Annotated in this window: 21 protein-coding genes and 1 pseudogene; 11 read left to right on the forward strand and 11 right to left on the reverse strand. The window is 69.0% G+C overall.

What is annotated here, in order from left to right; translation table 11 throughout:
• From ACN469_RS16355 to ACN469_RS16370, 4 genes are all read right to left on the reverse strand, one after another.
• Nucleotides 1-196: MaoC/PaaZ C-terminal domain-containing protein (locus tag ACN469_RS16355; protein ID WP_498768925.1), on the reverse strand; the 196-nt coding region annotated here is incomplete at its 3' end.
• Nucleotides 197-232: 36 nt separating this feature from the next.
• A complete protein-coding gene (locus ACN469_RS16360) occupies nt 233-1,363 on the reverse strand; it encodes an SDR family oxidoreductase (protein WP_498768926.1) in 1,131 nt (376 codons plus the stop codon).
• Between the two features lie 23 nt (nt 1,364-1,386).
• Nucleotides 1,387-1,983 carry a dephospho-CoA kinase gene (coaE, locus tag ACN469_RS16365; RefSeq protein WP_498768928.1) on the reverse strand — a complete coding sequence of 199 codons (597 nt, stop codon included), beginning with the start codon at nt 1,981-1,983 and terminating at the stop codon, nt 1,387-1,389.
• 10 nt (nt 1,984-1,993) lie between these two features.
• Nucleotides 1,994-2,458 carry a hypothetical protein gene (locus tag ACN469_RS16370; RefSeq protein ID WP_498768930.1) on the reverse strand — a complete coding sequence of 155 codons (465 nt, stop codon included), beginning with the start codon at nt 2,456-2,458 and terminating at the stop codon, nt 1,994-1,996.
• A gap of 132 nt (nt 2,459-2,590) precedes the next feature.
• Between ACN469_RS16370 and ACN469_RS16375 the strand changes: the two genes are divergently transcribed.
• The 6 genes from ACN469_RS16375 (at nt 2,591) to ACN469_RS16400 (ending at nt 8,858) form a co-directional block, all read left to right on the forward strand.
• Complete coding sequence (locus tag ACN469_RS16375) at nt 2,591-3,091, forward strand: cytochrome c3 family protein (RefSeq protein WP_498768932.1); 501 nt, start codon at nt 2,591-2,593, stop codon at nt 3,089-3,091.
• Nucleotides 3,092-3,095: 4 nt separating this feature from the next.
• Nucleotides 3,096-3,716: a ribosome biogenesis GTP-binding protein YihA/YsxC gene (yihA, locus tag ACN469_RS16380; protein WP_498768934.1), complete on the forward strand. Its 621-nt coding sequence runs from the start codon at nt 3,096-3,098 to the stop codon at nt 3,714-3,716.
• Nucleotides 3,717-3,766: 50 nt separating this feature from the next.
• Nucleotides 3,767-5,491: a DUF6178 family protein gene (locus tag ACN469_RS16385; RefSeq protein ID WP_498768936.1), complete on the forward strand. Its 1,725-nt coding sequence runs from the start codon at nt 3,767-3,769 to the stop codon at nt 5,489-5,491.
• 150 nt (nt 5,492-5,641) lie between these two features.
• Nucleotides 5,642-6,928 carry a spore coat polysaccharide polymerase ExoJ gene (exoJ, locus tag ACN469_RS16390; protein WP_498768938.1) on the forward strand — a complete coding sequence of 429 codons (1,287 nt, stop codon included), beginning with the start codon at nt 5,642-5,644 and terminating at the stop codon, nt 6,926-6,928.
• Nucleotides 6,918-8,066 carry a spore coat polysaccharide biosynthesis glycosyltransferase ExoK gene (gene exoK, locus ACN469_RS16395; RefSeq protein WP_498768940.1) on the forward strand — a complete coding sequence of 383 codons (1,149 nt, stop codon included), beginning with the start codon at nt 6,918-6,920 and terminating at the stop codon, nt 8,064-8,066. The genes exoJ and exoK overlap by 11 nt, the downstream gene beginning before the upstream one ends.
• A gap of 102 nt (nt 8,067-8,168) precedes the next feature.
• Nucleotides 8,169-8,858 (forward strand): DUF4097 family beta strand repeat-containing protein, encoded by a 690-nt coding sequence (locus tag ACN469_RS16400; RefSeq protein WP_498768942.1) that lies wholly within the window; start codon nt 8,169-8,171, stop codon nt 8,856-8,858.
• Between the two features lie 177 nt (nt 8,859-9,035).
• Here the strand turns inward: ACN469_RS16400 and ACN469_RS16405 are convergent, their stop codons facing one another.
• From ACN469_RS16405 to ACN469_RS16420, 4 genes are read right to left on the reverse strand one after another with little or no spacing between them, the layout of a single operon-like run.
• Entirely contained in the window at nt 9,036-10,130 is a 1,095-nt protein-coding gene (locus tag ACN469_RS16405; protein ID WP_498768944.1) for a quinone-dependent dihydroorotate dehydrogenase, read from the reverse strand.
• A gap of 8 nt (nt 10,131-10,138) precedes the next feature.
• Nucleotides 10,139-11,134: an amidohydrolase family protein gene (locus tag ACN469_RS16410; RefSeq protein ID WP_253991962.1), complete on the reverse strand. Its 996-nt coding sequence runs from the start codon at nt 11,132-11,134 to the stop codon at nt 10,139-10,141.
• 46 nt (nt 11,135-11,180) lie between these two features.
• Nucleotides 11,181-11,915: a Smr/MutS family protein gene (locus ACN469_RS16415; RefSeq protein ID WP_498768946.1), complete on the reverse strand. Its 735-nt coding sequence runs from the start codon at nt 11,913-11,915 to the stop codon at nt 11,181-11,183.
• A 47-nt stretch (nt 11,916-11,962) separates the two neighbouring features.
• Nucleotides 11,963-12,784, reverse strand: coding sequence for a TerB family tellurite resistance protein (locus tag ACN469_RS16420; RefSeq protein ID WP_498768948.1), 822 nt, complete (start codon nt 12,782-12,784; stop codon nt 11,963-11,965).
• Nucleotides 12,785-12,839: 55 nt separating this feature from the next.
• On the opposite strand from ACN469_RS16420, the gene folD reads away from it, so the two are divergent.
• The 3 genes from folD (at nt 12,840) to ACN469_RS16435 (ending at nt 16,670) form a co-directional block, all read left to right on the forward strand.
• On the forward strand, nt 12,840-13,703 hold the full coding sequence (folD, locus tag ACN469_RS16425) for a bifunctional methylenetetrahydrofolate dehydrogenase/methenyltetrahydrofolate cyclohydrolase FolD (protein ID WP_498768950.1): 864 nt from the start codon (nt 12,840-12,842) through the stop codon (nt 13,701-13,703).
• Between the two features lie 294 nt (nt 13,704-13,997).
• A complete protein-coding gene (locus ACN469_RS16430; RefSeq protein WP_498768952.1) occupies nt 13,998-15,128 on the forward strand; it encodes an esterase/lipase family protein in 1,131 nt (376 codons plus the stop codon).
• A gap of 426 nt (nt 15,129-15,554) precedes the next feature.
• A complete protein-coding gene (locus tag ACN469_RS16435) occupies nt 15,555-16,670 on the forward strand; it encodes an esterase/lipase family protein (RefSeq protein ID WP_498768954.1) in 1,116 nt (371 codons plus the stop codon).
• An 18-nt stretch (nt 16,671-16,688) separates the two neighbouring features.
• Here ACN469_RS16435 and ACN469_RS16440 read toward each other — a convergent pair whose 3' ends face one another.
• The 3 genes from ACN469_RS16440 to ACN469_RS16450 all read right to left on the reverse strand — a co-directional run bounded on the left by ACN469_RS16440 (nt 16,689) and on the right by ACN469_RS16450 (nt 19,870).
• Nucleotides 16,689-17,327 carry a TIGR02265 family protein gene (locus ACN469_RS16440; RefSeq protein ID WP_498768956.1) on the reverse strand — a complete coding sequence of 213 codons (639 nt, stop codon included), beginning with the start codon at nt 17,325-17,327 and terminating at the stop codon, nt 16,689-16,691.
• Between the two features lie 103 nt (nt 17,328-17,430).
• Nucleotides 17,431-18,051, reverse strand: coding sequence for a TIGR02265 family protein (locus ACN469_RS16445; protein ID WP_498768958.1), 621 nt, complete (start codon nt 18,049-18,051; stop codon nt 17,431-17,433).
• Nucleotides 18,052-18,625: 574 nt separating this feature from the next.
• Nucleotides 18,626-19,870 (reverse strand): OmpA family protein, encoded by a 1,245-nt coding sequence (locus tag ACN469_RS16450; protein ID WP_498768960.1) that lies wholly within the window; start codon nt 19,868-19,870, stop codon nt 18,626-18,628.
• Nucleotides 19,871-20,155: 285 nt separating this feature from the next.
• On the opposite strand from ACN469_RS16450, the gene ACN469_RS16455 reads away from it, so the two are divergent.
• Together ACN469_RS16455 and ACN469_RS16460 are read left to right on the forward strand one after the other, a co-directional pair.
• The gene (locus ACN469_RS16455; protein WP_498768962.1) at nt 20,156-21,100 is read left to right on the forward strand and encodes an ADP-ribosylglycohydrolase family protein; all 945 of its coding nucleotides are present in this window, start codon (nt 20,156-20,158) and stop codon (nt 21,098-21,100) included.
• A gap of 405 nt (nt 21,101-21,505) precedes the next feature.
• Nucleotides 21,506-22,082 (forward strand): annotated as a pseudogene (locus ACN469_RS16460) (sensor histidine kinase); the annotation flags it as partial.

Raw genomic sequence — 22,082 nt, forward strand, 5'->3', positions numbered from 1 at the left:
CGACGGCTTCCACCGCCCAGGCCAGCGTGCAGAGGCCCTGCAGGATGACGCCGTCGAGGCCAGCCACCTTGCCGACCTCCGGATCGATGTGGATGGGATTGAAGTCCCCGGATGCGCCCGCGTAGTAGATCGGCCTGTACAGGTCGCACTCGCGGACGTGCGTGAAGGTGTCGCCTACCTGGAAGGTGCGTGCCATGAGGTCCTCCGATCTAGCACGGAGGCCCCCACTCGCTCACCCTGTCGCGGAGCCCTGGTCCAGCGGGTCATCCACCTCGGAGCCCTCGCGGCGCTTGCGGTACTGCTCGCGCACGTACGCCACCAGCTGGTCCAGATACGAGGACAGGGGAGGGCACCTCACCCCCGTGCCGTCCAGCAACTCCAGCGTGTTGTGGCAGTTGTAGATGGCCAGGTGATTCACATAGCTGATGGCCGCGCGCTGCGGCCGGGCCAGCTTCTCCAGCACCGGCAGCCGCAGCATCACATCCGCCGCGCGCGCCGACAGGTTGAAGCGAGGCAGCTTCTTGTTCGCCTTCTCCGCGATGAGCTCGTACACGCGGCGCGCGCTCATGGGGTTCGGGTCCACCAGGTGGAACGTGCGGCCCGCGGCGCGCGGGTCCTTCCCCAGGCGCCACACTGCCTCCACCACGTAGTCCACCGGCACCACGTTGAGCGGCGCCACGCCGTTGCCCGGCAAGGGCAGCGGCACCACCAGCGGCGACGTGACGAGCAGGATGCCCAGGTAGTAGGGCCCCTCGAACTTGTCGATCTCCCCCGTGCGCGAGTCGCCCACCACGCTGGACGGCCGGTACACGGTGACGGGCAGGGTGGAGCTGGCGCGCATCACCAGGCGCTCCGCCTGGAACTTCGTCTCCTCGTACGGATTGCGGAAGCCCTGTCCGCGGTCCAGCTCGTCCTCGGCGATGACGCCCACGCGGTCGCCGGACACGTAGCAGGTGGAGAAGTGGTTGAAGCGCGCCAGGTGCTCACAGTCGCGCGCCAGCTCCAGCATGTTGCGCGTGCCGTCCACATTCACGCGCCACGCGGTGTCCTTGGCCACGCCCAACTGCGCCACCGCCGCCAGGTGGAAGATGTCCGTCACCCGCTCGCACAGGCGCTGGTACTCCTCGCCCGACAGGCCCAGGTGCATGTCCACCACGTCCCCGGTGAGCAGCTCCACCGTGGCGCCCTTCAGCTTGGACGCGTGCTTCTGCGCTTCCTTGAGCGCCTTGGGCTGCACCAGCGCGTAGACGTGCCCTTTCGGGTCCTCCCGCGCGATGTGCTCCACCAGCCGCTTGCCGATGAACCCGGGATAGCCGGTGATGAAGTACGTCCCAGCACCGGTCTTCTTGCGCGTCTCGCTCATTGCGCGCGGAGCATACTCGCCCGTCAGCCGCGCGCGAGCATGGCGCGCCAGACCGACTCCACTTGCTCCCGGGTGGAGGACAAGTCCCCGCTGTTGTCGATGACCCACGTCGCGTGGGCCCGCTTGTCGTCCAGGGGGAGCTGGGCGGCCAGCCTCGCCTCGGCGGCCGTCGCGTCCAGCCCGTCACGCGCCATCAGCCGCGCTTTTTGCAGGCCCCGGGGCACCCACACCAGCGCCACCCCCTCCATCCACTCGTGCATCCCCGCCTCCACCAGCAAGGGGACGTCGTAGATGACACGCTCCACACCCCGAGCCTCCAGGGCCTGGACCTTCTCCACGAAGGCCTCGCGCACCAGGGGGTGGGTGATGGCGTTGAGGGCGGCGCGCTCGGCGTCGTTGCCGAACACGTGCGCGCCCAGCTTCGCGCGGTCCAGCCGGCCATCAATGCCCACCACGCCGGGGAAGCGCTCGGCGATGGCGGCGAGGCCCGGAGTACCGGGCTCCACCACTTCGCGGGCGAGCACGTCCGCGTCGAGCACCTCCGCGCCCAGCTCCCGCAGCATCCGGGTGACGGTGCTCTTGCCGGAGGAGATACCGCCCGTCAGCCCGAAGACGTGCACGGTGCGGGGCCTACTTCGCGGCCTTCTGCGTGGTGAAGGTGAGCGACTGCACCGTCTTGCCGTCCTCGTTGAAGAAGATGGCCAGCCCCAGCTTCGGGTAGAGGAAGTAGGTGCGGAAGTCGTCCGTCAGCTTGCGCTGGTAGCACGGCGAAGCGGGCACCGCGCCGGAGGGGCAGGCGGGGCCGTAGCTCGTCTCGATGGTCTCCTTGTCGATGACGGGCCCGGGGAAGACGTCGATTCGCTCGATGAGGCCGCTCGCGTCCACCTTGAACTGCGCCTGGCTGGTGCCCTTGATGGCCTCCTTGCCGAGGTAGGCGATGGTCTCCTTGCCGTCCTGGGAAACGGTGCGCGAGGGCTCGCCGAACTTCTTGACGACCTCGTCCTTCTTGGTGACGCCGGGCTCCACGCCCTGCCACGGCTTGGCGACAGCGGGGAAGGCGACGGCAATCACGGCGAGCGCAATCAAGGTCCTCATCACGACTTCCTCCCTAATGGAAAGGGCGGGCGGGGCTCAAGCGCTGCCCTCTCTTTTCAACGGATGATTCCGACGGGCATTCAACCACGAGACGCCTTGCCCCGTCCGGGGGGGTCTGCTACTTCGCGAGCCATGCGCGCTCCTGGCTCCAGGATTCTTCCCGTCCTCCTGCTGGCCCTCTGTGGCGTGGCCGGGGCGGCGGACTTCGTCGGCGCTGACAGTTGCAAGGGCTGCCACCCGGAGGCCTACGAGGCGTGGATGCAGTCCAAGCACGCCCGGGCGGTGAGCTCCCTCTCGGATCAGCAGCAGAAGGACGGCCGCTGCCTGTCCTGCCACTCGCCGGACCAGGTGGCGCAGACGCAGGCCAGTGTGAGCTGCGAGACATGTCACGGGGGCGGGCAGTACTACTCGCCCGAGTACGTGATGAAGGACCCGGAGTTGGCGCGCCTGGTGGGGTTGGTGGACCCGTCGGAGAAGCAGTGCCGCTCCTGCCACGACGCCTCCTCGCCCTCCCTGCGGCCGTTCGACTTCAAGGAGTCGCTCAAGGCCATCGACCACTGGTCGGCCGAGCGCGCCCGCCGCGCCGCCCGGACCGAGGCTCCGGCCACTCCCCCCTCCACCGCGAAGAAGTAGCCGCTTGATCAAGATTCTGGACGCCCGATTCGTCGTCACCGCGGTGGAGCCCAAGGGCTACCCGCAGGGACATACCGCAGAGGTGGCCTTCGTGGGCCGCTCCAACGTCGGTAAGTCCTCCATGATCAACACCCTCACTGGCCGCAAGAAGCTGGTGCGCGTGTCGAACACCCCGGGCCGCACCCGGACGCTCAACTTCTTCGACGTGGACCTGGAGCGCGGCACCTTCCGCCACCAGGTGCGCCTGTGCGACCTGCCGGGCTACGGCTTCGCCCGCGCGAGCAAGGCGGACAAGGCCCAGTGGGAGCAGATGATCACCACCTACCTCGAGAAGCGGCACCGGCTCGAGGTGGTCATCAGCATCATCGACGCGGAGGTCGGACCCACGCCGGACGACCTGGCCACGCTCGACTATCTGCAATCCCACAAGCGCAAGGTGCTGGTGGTGGCCACCAAGATTGACCGACTCACCAAGGCCAAGACGCTGCCCCGGCTCCAGGAGCTGTCGCGCCTGATGGACCTGCCCATGGAGGCGATTCTTCCGTTCTCCTCCACGGAGCGGCGGGGCGTGGACGAGGTCTGGGGCGCGCTGCTGGACACCTTCGGCAAGGCCTCCCGCATCTGAGCCGGGCCCTTCTCGGGCGCTCGCGCTTCATCGTCTAGTCGCCGCTCGACGTGGCGTTCCTCTCCCGACGGGGGAGGCGCTGTGGTAGGCACGCCGCCGTGTCCTCCGAGAACGGCAAGGGTAATGGCAGGGATTCGCAGCTCGCCCTGCGCGAGTTGCAGCAGCAGTTGATGAGGCTGTCACCCCGGAGGCGCATGGACGCGCTTCTGGAGGGAGCGGATGCACGGGCGGTGGTGCGCGCCCTGCCGCCGGAGAGCCTCTACCTCACCATCCAGGAAGTGGGGCTCGCGGACGCGACGGAGCTGGTGCAGCTCGTGTCGCCCGGCCAGTTCCGCGCCTTCGTGGACCTGGGCGCCTGGAAGCGCGACAAGCTGGACTCGCACGAGGTGCTGACGTGGCTGCGCGCCGCGCGCGGTGGCTTCGACGACACCCCGGAGTTCCTGCGCAAGCTGCACGCGGTGGACCTGGAGGTGCTGGAGTACCTGCTGCACGAGCTGGTCGCCGTGCATGACCTGGAAGAGAACCCGGACGTCAACCCGCAGGGCGTGACGATGGAGACTCCGGAAGGGCGCTACCTGGTCGAAATCAAGGCCGAGGGCGTGGAGATGCACGCGGTGCGGGCGCTCGTCACCGACCTCATCGCGGAGAACCCCTTCGAGGCCGTGCGGCTGCTCGAGGCCGTGCGCTGGGAGGTCCCCGCCGAGCTGGAGGAGACGGCCTTCCAGTTCCGCAAGGCGCGCCTGCTCGACCTGGGCTTCCCGACGCTGGAGGACGCGATGGCGCTCTTCAGCCGCGTGGACGTGCCGTCGCGTCGGCCCCCGGCCACGTCGGGCACGGCGGCGCTGACGGCGCCCCAGGGCCACGTGGACTACCTGGACGCGGCCTTCCGGGGACTGACGGAAATCGAGCGTCAGAACGCGGAGGATGAACTGGCGGGCGTGGCCAACGCGGCGCTGGTGGCGGAGCTGGCGGACCCTGGCGACCTGGATGCCGTGCGCAGGGTGGGGGAGATGGTGCGGGACTACCTCTCGCTCGGCCTGGAGCACCTGACGGGGGCGGACCCCTCGCGGGCCATCGAGGTGCTGCGCGACACGCCCCTGCGGCGCATCTTCCAGACGGGCTTCACGCTGACGCTCCAGCTCAAGTTCCGCGCGGACCGGCTGGCGAAGTCGCCGGGCGCCATGGTGGACGGCGTGCTGCTGGTGCTGCCGGAGGAGGGCGCCGCGCTGGAGGCCCTGCGCCGCAAGCGGCCCCGTCGCACGCTGAAGGTGGAGGGCGCGGAGCCGGTGCCGTTCCGCTCCCTGCGCGAAGTCGCCGCCAGCGAGGCCGTGCTCGCGCGCGCGGAGGCCCAGGTGGAGGTCCTGCGGGGCGTGCTGGGTGGCACGCCCGAGGCCGCGCACCAGGCAGTGGCCCGCTTCGGTGTTCCATTGGAGACGCTTGGCGTGGAGCGGCTCTTCGCCGCCGTGGTCGCCATGGCGGTGCTGGAGGCGCGGCCGGATGCCCGCCCGGTGCCGCTGGGGCGCACGGTGGAGTTGGGCCAGCGACTCTTCGAAGGCTCGCCCCAAGCGCCCCGCCTGCTCGCCTCCGCGTCCGAGCGCGCCGTGTCGGGCCTGGAGGGCGCGGTGGCCCCGGAGGCTCGCGCGGAGCTGCGCCGCATGGTGGGTGTGACACTCACGCGGCTGTTGTCCGAGCTGGGCGCGGCGTGGCTGGAGGACGCGAAGTGGAGTCCCGTCGCGTCCGAAGTGTTGCCCATGGAGAGCCACCCGGTGCCGTAGCTTTTTCAGGGTGGGCGGCCTCCCGGTAACTCGGGGGCCTTCCTGCCCGTGGAGATCCGGGTGCTTGCGAGCCCGGACCCTGGCACGCCCTCTGCTACTGCCTGGCGCACGCGAAGGTGTACGCGCGTGAACTGCCAGAGGAGGAGGGACATGGTGCCGGGAGAGCAGGGGCAGCGCCGTGACGTGTGGGCCTTCTATGCGCTGACCGCATTCGCCGCGGTGATGTACGCGGTGCCGGGTGAGTGGATCCCCGTGCTGGCGCCGCTTCGGCTGGCGCTGCTGACGTCAGTCGTAGCCGCGGGTTTGATGGTGATTCGGAGGTTGGGGCGCGGAGAGCCGCTCTACCTGGATGGAGCGCGAGGCTGGGGGCTCATCGGCTTCTCGTGCCTCGCCGTGCTGTCGGTGTCGTGGGCGGTGAACGCGGAGGTGGCGCGCTTCACGGGCATCGAGCTCTTGAAGCTGACGGCCATCTACCTCACCGTCGTGAATGTCATCACCAACGGGCGCAGGCTCGCCGTCGTCTGCGGGTCCATCGTCCTGGCCTCCGTGGTGACGTCCATCGGCGTCATCAACTGGTACATGGTGGGGGAGAATCTGGTGGAGGGCTTCCGCGCGCGCTGGGTGGGCGTGTACGCGGACCCGAACCACATGGCGATGAACCTGGTGCTGGTGGTGCCGCTCGCGGTGGCCTTCGTGGCGCGCAAGGGCTCGCCCTGGGTGTGGCGGGCGGCGTGTCTCCTGGCGGCGGTGCTGGCGGTGGTGGCCATCGTCCTGTCGCACTCGCGCGGTGGCTTCATCGGCCTGTCCGTGGCCATGGGCCTGTGGGCGTTCCGCGAGAAGCGCCGCATCCAGGCCATCGTCGTGGGCTCGCTCTTCGTGGTGGGCCTGGTCGTCTTCGCGCCGGAGAGCTTCTGGGCTCGCAACGAGACGGTGGCGTCCTTCCATGAGGATGCGTCCGCCATGGGCCGCGTCTACGCGTGGCAGGTGGCCAGCCGCATGAGCCTGGACAAGCCGCTGTTGGGCGTGGGCGCGGGCAGCTTCCGCTACGCGTGGGCGGAGTACGCGCCTCCGGAGGCGCGGCGCGCGTACGTGGCGCACAACATCTTCCTGGACGTCGTGGGAGAGCTGGGCTGGGTGGGCCTGGTGCTCTTCCTGGTGTTCGCGGGAGGCGCGTCCGGCGGTGCGTTCGCCGCGTCGCGCAGCAAGGAAGTGGGCTGGATTGCGCGGGCGCTGTCAGCGTCCGTGGCGGGCTACCTGACGTGTGACTTGTTCTCCGGCTACATCCTCTCCGCTCACTGCTACGTGCTCTTCGGCCTGGCTGCCGCGGCGCACCGCATCGCCCGAGCGGCGGAAGTGACGGAGACGGTGGGCGTGCCGGCTGGCCAGGCACCCGTCGGGCCCGTGGGGGCGTGGGAGGGGTCGGGACATGCGGCGTGAAGACGTGAATATGGGGACAAGGCCAATGCGCCTGGTGCAGTTCACCCGGTCTTTCCATATTGGTGGCACGGAGGTGCAGGTGCTGGAGTTGCTGCGGGGCCTGCCCTCCAGCTACCAGCTCCAGGTCTCCGTGCTGGAGGACGCCGGGCCGCTGATGGGCGCGGTGTGGAAGATGGGCTACGCGGCGGAGACGTTTCCCCTCAAGGGCTCCGTCGCCCAGGCCAACACCGCGTACCAGGTGATGCGCATGGCCCGCTGGCTGAAGTCCAACCGCGTGGACCTGGTCCACGTGCACGACTTCTACTCCACGCTCATCGCCGTGCCCGCCGCGAAGCTCGCGGGCACGAAGGTCATCGTCGGTCGGCTCGACTTGTCGCACTGGCAGGGCAAGGCGCGGCGCGCGGTGCACTCGCGGCTGACGGCCATGGCGGACCACGTCGTCGCCAACGCGGAGGCCATCCGCCGGCTGTTGGTGGAAGAAGAGGGCCTGCCCGCTTCACGCATCTCCGTCATCCACAATGGCCTGGACCTGGCCCGCTTCGATGCGCGCATGAAAGAGGGCCTCAAGGCCCCGCTGCCCGACACCGGCGACGCGCCCGTCATCGTCCACGTCGCGAACATGAACCACCCGGTGAAGCGCCAGGAGGATCTGCTGCTGGCGCTGGCCATGCTCCACCACGGAGGCACGCCGGTGCATGCCTTCCTCGTGGGCGACGGGCCCCGCCGCAAGAGCCTGGAGAAGCTGGCCGCGGAGCTGGGTGTGTCGGACACCGTGCACTTCCTGCGGCACCGCACGGACGTCGCCGCCATCTACGCGCGCGCCACCCTGGGCGTGCTGTGCTCCAGCGCGGAGGGCATGTCCAACGCCGTCATGGAGGGCATGGCCGCCGGCCTCCCCATGGTGGTGACGCGCGTGGGAGGCAACACCGACCTCGTTCGCGACGGCGAGCGCGGCCTCGTCGTCCCCGCCGAGCGCCCGGCCCAGCTCGCCCAGGCCATCAACCAGCTCCTCGCGAATCCGGAGAAGGCCAGGCGCATGGGCCGCGCGGCCCGGGACTTCGTCGCCCGCGAGCTGTCGCTGGAGCGGCTGATCCGCCTCCATGACGCGCTGTATCAACGCGTGGTCCACGGCCCCTGAGGGCATGTCAGACCGGCGTGGATACTTCGCGTCGTTCGCCGGCAATGGGGCGCCGGCCCGTCCGTAGGTGGGGTGTACGCACCCTACCTCGGAGCACCCTTCATGCTGCTGCCCCTCCTGGCCGTGTTGGCCTCCGCCGCCCCGACGACGCAGACCTGGAAGTTCGACACGGATGGAACTCCCCAGGTCCATCTTTCCAATGTTAATGGCGCGGTCCGCGTAGATGCGGTAGACGGGAATAATGTGGTAATCGAGGCTGTTCCGGAAAATCCCGACAGTTCCCGGAAAGCCATGAGCGTGGAAGTCAGCCAGGACGGTGACGAGGTGGAGGTGAGGGTGTGCTGTGGCCCGTGTGGGGCACGCAGCCAGTCGTGCCGGGACGAGCATGGCTCGGTGCGGTTGACGGTGAAGGTGCCGCGGGCGTCGGAGCTGAAGGTTTCGGTGGTGAACGGGGCGGTGGTGGTGAAGGGGGTGGCGGGGCCTCAGCAGCACGCCACGGTGAACGGCCGTGTGGAAGTGAACGGCTCGGAGCGACGTTTGTCGGTGAGTACCGTTGAGGGAGAGGTGGTACTGGCTCCCAAGAAGCTCGAGGACACCGAGGTCTCGACGGTGTCGGGCAACGTCCGGCTGAAGCTGCCGGAGCGAGCGGACGCGCAGGTGGAATTCAGCTCTGTAGGGGGGAGTTTCAACGGGAGCAGCGTGGCCCTGGGGTCGAAGAAGAAGACCTACGGCGCGGGCACCCACGAGGTGGAAGTGAGCACCGTCAGTGGCTCGCTGACCCTCCAGGAATAGCTTTCGAGGTCGTCTCCCAGTCAGACGGCCCGGGGCGCTCGCCGGTGAAACTCCAAGGCGCCGGCGAGCGCTCACTTTTTTGTCGCAGCCTCTTTGCGTCCCCACCTTCCGTGGCGCGAGACGAGAGGCCCCCGCCAGAGGCTCTGGCGACGAGCCGCCCACTGGGCGGCCCGGCCTTCAGGGAGCGGGCGTCCCGGCGCTCCGGTGCTCCGCGCCAATGGCCTGGGAGACGCTCGTGAAGCCGTCTCTCGCGAGCAGGGCGGCCAAGGCGGGGAGGATGCGGCGCACCATGCCGGGCCCCTCGTAGATGAAGCCCGTGTAGACCTGCACCACGGACGCTCCCGCGCGCAGCTTCTCGTAGACGTCCCGCGCGGTGAAGACGCCGCCCACCCCGATGATCGCCAGCTCCCCGCCCGAGCGCAGGTACGCGCGCCGGATGACGGCGTTGGCGGCCTCTCGCACGGGAGCGCCAGACAGGCCGCCGGCCTCCTTCGCGAGCGGGTGTTCGAACGGCCGCGCCACCGTGGTGTTGGTGGCGATGAGGCCCGCGAGCTTCCGGGCGCGCGCCACGTCAACGACCTCGTCCACGGCCTCGGGCGTCAGGTCCGGGGCAATCTTGAGGAACAGCGGCTTGCCCGGGGCCACCGAGGCCAGGCGCTCCTGCACCGCGCCCAGCAGCGCGGAGAGCTGCTCGGGCTCCTGGAGCTTGCGCAGGCCCGGCGTGTTGGGTGACGAGGCGTTGACCACCACGTAGTCACCCAGGGGCGCGAGCGCGTCCACGCACGCCACGTAGTCGTCCACCGCCTGCTCCAGCGGCGTGTCCTTGTTCTTGCCCACGTTGATGCCCAGCGGACCGGGGTGCCAGTCGCGCTGACGCAGGTGGGCCGCGGCCACGGCGGCGCCGTGGTTGTTGAAGCCCATGCGGTTGATGACGGCCTGGTGCTCCGGCAGGCGGAACAACCGGGGCGTCGGGTTGCCCGGCTGGGGACGGGGGGTGACGGTGCCAATCTCCACGGCGGAGAAGCCGCAGGCGAACAGGCCGTCCACCGCCTCCGCGTCCTTGTCCAGGCCCGCGGCCAGGGCCACGGGGTGGGCGAAGCGCAGGCCCGCCACCTCCACGGCCAGCGCGTCGGTGGCTCCCCGGAGGGCCCGCCCCCGCAGGGACTGGCACAGCTCCTGGGAGTGCCCCAGCTCCCGCAGCCCGAAAAGGCCGAGCCGGTGCGCGCGCTCCGCCGAGAGTTGGAAGAGCAGCGAGCGAGTCAGTCCGTACATGCTTGGGCTCAGGCGGGGATGAACGACGCCTGGCGGGCCCAGGCGAGCGTCTGGTCCACCTGCTCCGGCGTGAGGATGCCGTTGTTCTCCACCAGCTCGATTTCGCGGCGCATGTCCGTCTCGAGCAGGTAGGGGCCGTCGGTGTTGATGGTGAACTTCACCTTGCGGTCCCAGAAGGTGCGGATGATGTGGCGCAGCTCCTCCACGCCCTCCACCGCCTTGGTGTGCAGGTTCGACGTCGGGCACAGCTCCAGGACGATGTCGTTCTCCCGCAGGACCTTCATCGCCGCCTCGTCATAGGCCGCGCGGATGCCGTGGCCGATGCGGTGCGGCTTGAGCTTCTCCACCACGGACATGACGCCCTCGGCGCCCGTGCCGCGCGTCTCGCCGGTGTGCACCGTGCACTTCAGGCCCGCGCGCCGCGCCCGGCCGAAGAGGTCCTCGTACTGCGCGACGACCTCCGGCTTGAGCTCCATGGCGTTGGTCTCCGTGCCGGCCAGGTCGATGCCGTACACGCCGCGCGTGCGGTACTTGATGGCCTTGTCCACGAGGATGCTGTTGAGCCGGTGGTCGAACTCACGGGCCAGACAGAAGATGAAGCCCACCTTCACGCCGTACTCGAGCACCGCGCGGTCCATGCCCCGCAGCGCCGCGTGGATGATGTGGTCCAGGTCCAGCTCGGAGTGGAGGTTGCGCTTCATGGGATTGAAGCGCAGCTCGATCTGCGTCACCCGGCTGCCCCGGTACTCCTTGCCGATGATTTCGTAGACGGAGCGCTCAATCGCGCTCGGCGACGACTGAATCTTCTCCGTCCAGGTGTGGAGGATCTTCAGGTAGTCGTCGAGGCTCCCCACCTTGCCCGGACGGGAGGTGATGAGCTCCACGAAGTCGAAGTACGTCTTGACGGGGAGCTTGAAGCCTTGCTGATGGGCGATGGACCAGAGGATGTGAGGGGCCACCGACCCGCCCACGTGGATGTGGAGGTCGATCAGTTCGCGTGCCATGGCGGTATGTATGCACAGTGCCGGGCGCGCGTAAAGGATACGGCCGTCACCGTCTCAGCAAGACGTAGACAGCCCCCGTTCCTCCGTCTTGCGGACGTGCGGTGGCGAACGCCAGCACCAGTCCGCCAATCCGCTTCTGTGCGAGCCACGACTTCATCAGCTCCTTCAGCACCGGCATCTGGTCCTTGGAGTGCAAACCGCGCCCGTGGACGATGAGCACGCACCGGTGACGGGCGCGGCGGCTGTCGGCGAGGAAACGCTCCAGCGCCGTCTTCGCCTCGGTCTGCGTCATGCCGTGCAGGTCGAGCTGGCCCTGGATGGAGAAGTCCCCTCGGCGCAGGGCGCGCAGCAGGTTGCGGTCCACGCCGGGGCTGGTGCCCTCGAGGAACTCGTCCGCGCCGGAGGAGATGTCGAAGTCTCCCTGGCCGGCGACCAGCTCGGAGAGCTGCGCGAGCGCCTCCGCGTTCTCGTCGATGAGCTCCGGCAGGCGCGGGTTCGACTTGGGCGCCTCGCCTCGGCTCGTGATTTGAGCCACGCCGTCCATGGCGGAATAGAAGAGGGCGGCGTCGTCCTCGGCGCTCTCACGGGACGGCTTCGCCTTGGCGGCGCGCGCGGGGGCCGGGGCCGGCTTGCGCTTCGCGGCCTCGGTGGCGGCGGCCTGGGCCTGGGCCTCCTTCTTGTCCTGGTCCTGGATGGACTTGATGGCGGACTTGAAGGGGTTGTTGTGGAACGCCTCGTCCTTCTTCTTTGGGGGCGGGGGCGACTTTTTCTGCGAGCTCATGGCGGGAGAAGACCTCGTCGTGGGCGATGGCCAGATGTAACCCAGGGCTACATCCCGCGCAGGCGCCGGATTTCTTCGTAGGCGTCGCGGACGTCCTGGAAGTGGCGGGCCACCTCGTCGGCGTCCTCGCCCTTCAGGTGGGCATGCTTGTCCGGATGCAGCTCCGCGGCGAGCCGCCGGAAGGCGCTCTTCACCTCGGAGTTCGTGGCGTCTGGCGTCAGCCCGAGCGCCTCGTAGTGGGCCGAGCTGTCTCCCAGGTGGAGCGCGGCGATGGTGTGCTGCTCCTCGGAGGACAGGTTCAGGCCGTCGCCCACCCGGCTGAGCATCTCTCGCTCGGAGCGCTGGAGGGAGCCGTCCACGAGCGACAGCTCGAAGAGCGCGTCCAGCAGCCGCCGCCGCTCGTCGGAAGGCATGGCCTCCTGGCAGGCGGCCAACGCGTCATCCAGGTTCGGTGGGACGGCGATGAAGTCCTTGAGGCGCCCCCGGACGAACTCCAGCGAGTCCGGGCCGTACTTGAGGACCTCCTCGAAGTAGCGGCGAATCTCGCGGACCTCCTCGCGGCGGACCTCCCCGTCGGCGCGGGCGACCTCCACGAAGAGGGCGCAGAGGCTGCGCGTCAGGTGCGCGTCGGCTTCCTCCTGGACGGAGGCGGCATCGCGCGGCCCGCCGCGTCCGGCGAAGGCGGAGGGCGACAGCGGGGGGAAGTCGGCGAGCAAGTCGGGAGACTCGGCGGGCAGGGCGTTCATCTCGTCGAAGCGGTGCCCGACGAAGCCGCCCACCGCCCCCAGCAAGACAATGGCCCACGGGCTGCCGATGAGCAGCCCGACACAGATACCTATCATCACCCCGAGCACTTTTCCTGAGCCCATGACCGCGGTTTCCCTCCCTGCCGGGTGGGGAGTCTCTCATAGAGTGGGCCGCGCTATGGCCCAGTTGATTGACGGCAAGGCAGTGGCGGCGCGGGTGCGAGCGGAAGTGAAGGCGGAGGTGGACCGGCTCAAGGCGGAGCGGGGCCTGGTCCCCGGCCTCGCCGTGGTGCGGGTGGGGGAAGACCCCGCCTCCAAGACGTACGTCACCGGGAAGAAGAAGGCCGCCGAGGAGGTGGGCTTCAACTCCTGGGAGCACCACCGGGACTCCACGGTGTCTCAGGAGGAGCTGCTGGCGCTGGTGCACCGGCTCAACGAGGACCCCACGGTCCACGGCATCCTGGTGCAGCTGCCGCTGCCCCGGCACATCGACGCGGACGTCATCATCTCCGCCGTGAAGCCGGAGAAGGACGCGGACGGCTTCCACCCGATGAACGCGGGCAGCCTGCTGCTGGGCCGCGCGGCGACCCGGGCGTGCACGCCGCTGGGCGTCATGCGGCTCCTGGAGGAGATTGGCTGTGAGCCCTCCGGCAAGAACGCAGTCGTCGTGGGCCGCAGCAACATCGTGGGCAAGCCCATGGCGCTGATGCTCCTGCAGCGCAACGCCACCGTCACCATCTGCCACAGCAAGAGCGACCTGCCGGCCGAAGTATCGCGGGCGGACATCCTCGTCGTGGCGGTGGGCGTGCGCGAGCTGGTGAAGGGCGCCTGGATAAAGCCCGGCGCGGTGGTCATCGACGTGGGGATGAATCGCAAGGAGGAGGACAACAAGCTGGTGGGCGACGTGGAGTTCGCCGCCGCCTCCGAGCGCGCGTCCTTCATCACCCCGGTGCCGGGTGGCGTGGGGCCCATGACCATCGCCATGCTCATCCGGAACACACTCGAGGCAGCCATCCGGGGGGTGGTCCCTTCCTCCCATTGACAGTCATCCATGTCTCGGATGTCTCAAGAAGTCCGGGTCAGGTCACAGATGGCGTGTGGGTTGCGCGACGCTCCCGGGCACGGGGGCTCGCGCCGTGTCAGCCCGTGACTAAGTAGCATCCACACTCGCCGCCGGGCCCTTCGCCAGGGAATGTCTGGCTCATTGTCTCGCACCGCACCTTGTCCGTCGGTGAGTGCCTGCCTGGTTTCCACCGGCTGGACCTGAGCCTTGCGGGAATGGGGGATGCCCGCGGGGCGCTGAGACCCGCGCGTGGCGTGGGCAAGGAGTGGTTGCATGAGTGGCATTCGAAGCGCGGCCCTGCTCGTCTGTGTATGTTTGCTGACGAGTCCGGACAGCGCGTGGGCGCAGTTCAACGAGCGTGCGGCGCGCACGCGCTATCCGGTGGTCTTCGCGCATGGCCTGGGGGGATACGACGACCTGGCGGGGTTCGCCTACTTCGGGGATGAGACGGGTGTCTTCGTGGGGGACGCCTGTGACGAGCTGTTCGAGGTGACCTGTAATCCCTACCTGAATGCAGGCCAGAAGGCCTACGGCGCGCAGGTCGCGCCCTTCCAGTCCTCGGAGGTGCGAGGGCTGCAACTGGCGGATGAGATTGAAGGCGTGCTGGCGACCACCGGAGCGACGCGGGTGAATCTCATCGGCCACTCCCAGGGAGGCAGCGACTCGCTCAAGGCCGCGCGCACGCTCTACACGCGGAAGCGCCGCGCCGTGGTGGACGTCATGGTGAGCGTCTCCTCTCCACTCCGGGGCTCACCCGTGGCCAAGTTCGTGCTCGACACGGGGCCCACCGTGACGGACCTGGCCGACTTCCTGGCGAAGATCTACGGGAACGCGGTCTACGACGAGGACAGCGATCCGATCGCCGCGGTCAAGCAGCTGGTCTACGACGACTATGACCCCAATGACGGCATCACCACGGGTGCGAAGGCCTTCAACGCGGCCAACCCCATGGACTCGCGCTATGCCTCCCACTACGCGTCGCTGCTGACCGCGCAGTGGGGGCTGAACCTCAACCCCTCCTTCCTGGCGGTTCAGCAGTTGTTCGTCGACATCGACGGTGACGGCTACTGCGTGGATGACTGCGACAACGACGGCGCCGCGGGCAGGGGCGACGGCCTGCGCGCCGAGCGCGACGACGACGGTGTCGTGGGCATCAACTCCCAGCAGATGGGCCCGCGCCTGACCTACACCCCCGTCACCTCCGCGCTCAAGATGGACACCATCGTCAGGGACACGTCCGTCGACGCCGTCACCAACCTGAACGCGCCGGGGCAAGAGCAGATGACGTCGATGTCCAGCGTCATCGACCAGGACCATCTGGACGTCGTGGGCTTCGGGCCGGACCTCTTCAACGAGCGCAAGTTCTACGCGGCCATCATCCACTACATCAGCCAGAACGAGTGACGTCGTGCGGGCGTGGCTCGCGATGTCCACGCCAGCCCAGCGTGGCGGTCCATCGGTTGTCTCGCGGGGCCTTCGACGCGCACGTTCCTGGCGCCGGGGGCCGCTCGGCCCACCGCTGTTGTCCTTTCCTCCCATTGACAGGCTTGAGCTGGCACGGTGTCTCGGCGATACATGAAGGCGGTGTCTGTTCACCGACACTCCGGTGGTGGGCCCCACCGCCATGTATCGTGCCTTCCGTTAGAAAAGGCAGACGCCCTCTGGCGAGTCTTCGCCGGGTCTGAAGGCCCGGTGTTCTCGCGTCGCTCCTTGCTCGTCGGTGGGTGCTGGTCCGTGGAAGCGGGCCGGACACGAGCCATGCGGGCGGCGGGCTTGCCCGCAACGGCGCTGAAGGTCCATGCGAACCTGCTTGGGCCAGGAGTCAGGCACATGAGAGGGATTCAGACAGGGTTGGCGCTCGTCGTCGCTTTTCTGTTGGGGGGAGCGCCTGTCGCCTGGGCACAGCAGGCGCAACGCACGCTTCATCCCGTGGTCTTCGCGCATGGCCTTGCGGGCTATGATGACCTGCTGGGCTTTGATTACTTCGGGGACGAGCTGGGCAACTTCGTGGGAGACGCCTGTAACGAATTGCTGGAGCTGAGCTGCAACCCGCACCTCAACCCAGGACAGCGGGCGTTCGGCGCGCAGGTGCAGGCCTTCCACTCCTCGGAAGTGCGGGGGCTGGACCTGGCGAACGATGTCGAGAGCGTGCTGGCGACGACGGGCGCGACGCGGGCGAATATCGTCGGCCACTCGCAGGGGGGCATGGACGCGCGCAAGGCGGCCAAGGTGCTCTTCGAACGGCACGGCCGCGCCGTGGTGGACGTCCTCGTGAGCGTCTCCTCACCGCACCGCGGCTCGCCGGTGGCGAAGTACGTGTTGGACCTGGGGCCCGGGGTGTCGTCCGTGCTCGATGCGCTGTTGAACATCTATGGCAACGCCATCTACCAGCCAGGCAACGACGCCATCGCCTCCCTCAAGCAGCTCATCTACGACGACCATGACCCCAACGACGGTGTCACCACGGGCGCGAAGGCCTTCAACGTGGCCAACCCCATGGACCCGCGCTATGTGTCCCATTACGCGTCGCTGATGACCGCGCAGGTCGGATTGGATGTCAATCCCGCGTTCTTCCTGCTGCGGCTGGCGCTCTATGACATCGACGGTGACGGCTACTGCGTCGACGACTGCGACAACGACGGCGCGGCGGGCCAGGGCGACGGCATCCGGAATGAGCGTGATGACGACGGCGTGGTGGGCATCAACTCCCAGCAGATGGGGCCCAGGTTGCGCTACACCGAGTCGCTGCTCGGGTTGGACACCATCGGCGTGGATGGCTCCGTGGCGCCCGTCACGAACCTGAACACGCCCGACAGCGCGCAGATGACGTCGCTGTCCAGCGTCATCGACCAGGACCACCTGGACGTCACGGGCCTGGGGCCGGACCTGTTCAACGAGCTGGAGTTCTACGCCGCCGTCATCCACTACGTCAGCCAGAACGAGTGACGCGGACGGCGTGACGCCTTACTCCCACGCCACGGAATAGTCGCAGTCCAGAAGCTGGTTCTCATGACCCTCGACGTGCACATTCGCCGCGCCGAGGGTCCGCAACACCGCGAGCAGCACCCCCTGGTGATACGGGGGCGGCATGAAGTCGCGCCGCATGTGGAGGCAGCCCTCGCGCTCGCTCTTCCACGACACGTGCCGCTCCCCGTAGCTGACGGACGCGGAGTAGCCCCAGGGCAGGTGGTCCATCAGTCGCCGAGGTGAGCCTCCCGCCGCCGTCATCAGCGTCCTGCCCAGCGCCGACGCCAGGAAGTCTCGCGTGGCCTGCTCACCCATCGCCTGGAGCCCGGCGTCGAACCCGCCCAGTCTCGGCGCGAGCAGACCAGCGGCGCAGTACGACAGCCGGAGGAAATCATTGATGGGATAGAGGAAGAAGGGGACGAAGCGTCGCTCCTTCGACGTCTTGAGGCACCGCGCCCGGGCGGCCTCTCCAGCCACGCGGCGAACCACGTCCAGCACCCCCAGGAAGAACATGCCCCGCGCCTTGTCCCTCGGGGTCGTCAAAGCCAGTCTCCGTGCGAGCTCCGTGAGCGGGTCGACCCCGCCGCGCTCCTCGCCCGTCTCCATGTCCATGTCCCCGCGCGTGCTCGCGTCCATGTCTTGGTGGTACGCCCCTTGATTGGGAAACCCACGCCCCCCTGACGGGGAGATGAACGCCACTTCACATCCGCCGGGGCGGATGACGGAACGACAGCGTTTCCTACGCCCAGGACATGACGTATTCGCAGTCGAGCAGGCTCAGGGGCCGCCCGCGGACTCTCGCGACGCGCGTCCCCACCGCCTGCAACACCGCCAGCAACACCCCCTCATGGTAGGTGTGGGGCATGAAGTCCCTGAACACGTTGAAGCAGCCCTCGTGCGCCGCCGTCCACGTGACATGCCGCTCGCCGTAGGTGACGGCGGTGCGATAGCCGGACGGCAGGTTGTTGATGAGTCGACGCGGGTCTCCCGCGGCGAGCATCAAGAAGCTGCGGCCCACCACCGAGTCGAGGAAGTCATGGGTCGCCTGGGCGCCAATGATTCGCATCGCCGTCTCGAAGCCCCCGAGCCTCGGCGCGAGGACCTCCGCCGCCGCGAAGGACATCCGGAGGAAGGAGCTGACAGGGTAGAGGAAGAAAGGGACGAAGCGCCGCTCGCCGGAGGCCGCCAGGCAGCGGGCCGCCGCCGTCTCGCCCGCCTCGCGGCGCACCACATCCAACACCCCCAGGAAGAACATCCCCCGGGCCCGGTCCTCGCTCGCCGCCAGTCCCAGTCGCCGTTCCAGCTCGCAGCCAGGGTCGATGACTTCTCTTTCCCTGCTCCGGAACGCAATCACTGTCATGGACTCCCCCCAGACATGGAAGTTGAGTCCGGTGGCGTGGTGCCCCCGGGCTCGCCCATGAAAGTGAGCCAAACCGAGTAGCCTGGAAAGCCCGACTGGCTGCGACGCGGGTCGGTGTGTGCTGTCTCTACCGAGACAGTTGCAGCCCCTTCCAGACGAGGAGCCGGGGCAGGGGACGTGCCCCCGTCGAGCCGGGATGTGATGGCCAATTCACAGCGCGAGTCGACAAACCCTGTCGATGTGGCGGTTTCTGACCGTTCCAGCCCCTTGTCTGCGTTGTTGAATGGGTTGTCGGAGTCAATGAGTTGGGAGGAATCACTGCGGGCGGACCCATGCGGGCGACGGCTCGATGCGGCACGCCCTCCGGACAGGCCTCGCGTGTTGACGCGGGAGGGCATGGCCGACAGCGCGATGCGGCGCGAGGCCCGTGAAGACTCCTCGCGGAGTGGGGTTACGCGGGGCTCGAGCCAGGGACTCCTCGACGAAGCGGGCCCCCGCGTGAGTGTCCACGCGGGGGCCCGAACCGTCCTCGTTCCGGGTGACGCGCCAGGCGAGGCGGGCGCGTCCCGGGGACTCAGCGACTGAGGACCTGGACCTCGATGCGGCGGTTCATGTCGCGGCCCTGCTGGGTGTTGTTGGACGCCACGGGCTGCTCGGCACCCACGGCGGCGACGTCCACGCGATTGGCGGAGATGCCGTCCGCGACGAGCGCGGAGCGCACGGCCTCGGCGCGGCGCTGGGCGAGCTGGCGGTTGACGTTCGCGTCACCCGTGGCATCCGTGTGGCCCGCGATGCGCACGCGGGAGTTGGGCTTCTCACGCAGCACGGAGGCGAGCTGCCCGACGCTCGCGTCGCTCTGCGGCGTCAGCGTCGCGGAGCCCTCCTCGAAGCCCACGCCAGCGAGGATGAAGCTGCGCGCCCCGCTGTCGATGGCCTGCCGCATGCTCTGCGCGTCCCGGGCGATGGCGGGCGTGGAGCCCGCCGTGCCGGAGCCGCCCACGCCCGTGTCCGTCGGGCGCTGCTGTGGCTGCGGCTGTGCCTGGGGCCGCGCCGGCTGGGTGACGGCAGCCTGCTCACGCCGAGGCTCGCTGCGCCGCCCTCGCGTGAGGAACCAGCCCGCGAGCAGCGCGAGCAGCGCCACCGGGATGACCCAGGACAGGTTCTTCTTCTTGGGCTCCGCGTGGTGCACCGGCGCCCGCTCGATGGGCTGCTGCCGACGCACCGTCTCCACGGTGGGGATGGCGCGCGTCTCGTGGACCTCCTCGACGACGCGAGGCCCCACCGCCGCGGCGGCGCCGCCAATGCCCAGGAGGCTGCCCAGCCCCGCGGGCAGCGCGGAGGACAGCAGCGACTTCTGGCTGCCCAGCAGCTGGCCCAGCCCCGCGGCACCCATGCGGTTGTCACGCACGTGCTTGCCAATCACGCCCATGATCATGGGCGCGACCAAGGCCATCATCCCGCCCGCGGACTTGCTGTTGCTGAACCCGCCCGAGCGACCGAGCGCGCTGGTGATGCTGCCCAGCTTGTCTCCGAACAGGCCGCTGAGCATGCCCTGTCCACGCTCCTCGGTGTCCGCGGAGAGGATATCCTCGTTGCCCGCGTTGGGCCCCGTGTAACCGCCTTCGTTGAGCTGGGACATCAGCCGCTGGGCGCCTGCTTCCGTGGAGCCTCGCTCCGCCACGCTCCCACCAATCGTGGCGATGACGCCAGGGAGTGCCTTGCCCAGTGTGCTGGGGTCCTCGCCCATCGCGGAACCCATCTTCTGCATCACGTTGCCGGTGAACCGCTCGCGCACCATGTCGATGAGATTGAACGCCATGCGAATGCCTCCTCCGAGGTTCGGCACCAGTAGGCCCGGTGCGGGGAGTCGCTCATCGCCTGCATGGCGCCGGGGCTCCGGAGCGAACGACTCTTCAGGGGACCAAAGTGCGGACCTCTCAGGTGGCGAGCATCGCCCTGGCGGCGGGCTCGGACAGACGGGCCGTTGCACGCCTGCTCCCGGCCAGCCCCTTGCCGCGTCCTCCTCGTGACGACTTGACGTCGGGCGGGCACGGGCGCGAGCGTCCGTCATCCGACGTTGTGAAAAAGGCCCGAGGGGTGGGACATGGTGACGCGCGAGGAGCGAATCGAGGGCGGGCTCTTGGGGTTGTTGGTGGGAGACGCGCTGGGCGTGCCCTACGAGTTCCACGCGCCGGAGGGGATTCCGCCGGCGGGAGCGATTGAGTTCGAGCCCCCCGCTGGTTTCCAGCGCTCGCACCCCGACGTGCCTCCGGGCACCTGGTCCGACGACGGCGCACACGCGCTGTGCCTGCTGGACTCATTGCTCTATCAAGGACGGTTGGACCTGGAGGACCTGGGCCGGCGCCTGGTGAACTGGCGGGAATGGGGCTACCTCGCCGTGGACGGACAGGTCTTCGACGTGGGCATCCAGACGGACCGGGCCCTGGCCATGTTCCGCGCCGGTGTGCCTGGGACGAGCTCCGGGCCCTCGGAGCAGCGGGACAACGGGAATGGCTCCCTGATGCGGGTGCTGCCGCTCGCGCTGTGGCATCGCGGAACCGACGCGGAGCTCGCGTCCGACGCCATGCTCCAGTCCCTGGTGACGCATGGCCACCTCCGCTCGCGGGTGTGCTGCGCGCTGTATTGCCTCTGGGCCCGCCGCGCGCTGGAGGGCTCCGCCCGCCCGTGGGACGACGCGCTCGTGGCCTTCCGCGCGCTGTACCCCGAGGGCACCGAGGCCCGCACCGAGCTGGACGATGCCGTGCTCCCTCGTGGCGCCGAGGACACGCCCGGACATGGCTCGGGGTACGTGGTGGACTGTCTTCGCTCGGCGCGGGACTGCGTGGCGGGCGGCAATGGCTACGAGCACGTGGTGCGCGCGGCGGTGCGGCTGGGACACGACACGGACACCACGGCGGCGGTGGCCGGTGGCATCGCCGGAGTCATGCTGGGGGCCCGGGCCATTCCGGAGCGGTGGTGCTCGGCGCTCCGAGGCCGCGAACTGCTGGAGCCCCTGCTGCGCAAGCTGCTGGTGCACGCGTCACGCTGACGGGATACCGCGGGCCTCGCTCCGCCCACCCCCCCGGGGGCGGAGCGAGACCTTCAATCCAACGCCAGCCGTCGGGGAGTCCACCGGCCCGGGCCAGAGCAGGCTCCGACCTGCGTGGGCCGCGTCCTCCACCATCACCACCCCGCGGATGATATGCCCAGGGTGCTTTCCTGCAACTCGATTCAAAGCCGGATTGGCCGGATGTCGCTGAGTCTGGCTTTGGAATTGTACCCAGGTACAACGCCTGTCATTGCAGCCCGCAGCGCGCCTCCTCCCGCCAGACGGAGCCGGGTGTTGAGGGCGCCACAACCGGCCTAAGCGGAAATAACGGCATTGCTGGATATGCGTGTCGCGTTAGTATGGGGCGGATCCTGAGGGGCCAGTGCGGCCGGGGTGAGCCTGAGGATGTCGAACAAACATGAAGTGGGTGCGCTCGCGGGACGGGCGCTGGCGAGTCCTATGGGCACGCGTGAGGTCCTGCGTTCCGTGCCGCCGGTGACGGAGCCCGGACGACAGGAATCCAAGCCGCTGGACGCGGCGATGGAGGCGCGTGCGCGCGGCTTGTTGTCGGAGTACCTGGGCGCGGTGCGAAGGCGAGCGGATGGACTGTGCATCTGGCTGATGGTGGGCCAGTGGGCCTTCGCGCTCGCGCTGGCGGTGGTGACGTCCGCGCATCCCTGGGATTGGCGGATGCACCCCGGTCCCGAGCCGCTGTGGGTGGCGCTGCTCCTGGGCGGGCCGCTGTGCATCATCCCGGTGACGCTGGCGTTGCTGCGGCCGGGCGAGGTGGTGACGCGGCAGGTGATGGCGGTGACGCAGGTGCTGTGGTCCGTGCTGCTCGTGCACCTGTCGGGCGCGCGGCTGGAGACGCACTTCCATGTCTTCGGCTCGCTGGCGCTCTTGAGCTTCTATCGCGACTCCCGGGTGCTGCTGACGGCGGGCGTGACGGCGGTGCTGGCGCACGTGCTGCGAGGGATGGGCT

It is taken from the genome of Corallococcus terminator, from assembly GCF_049194865.1.
Lineage (GTDB): Bacteria > Myxococcota > Myxococcia > Myxococcales > Myxococcaceae > Myxococcus > Myxococcus terminator_A.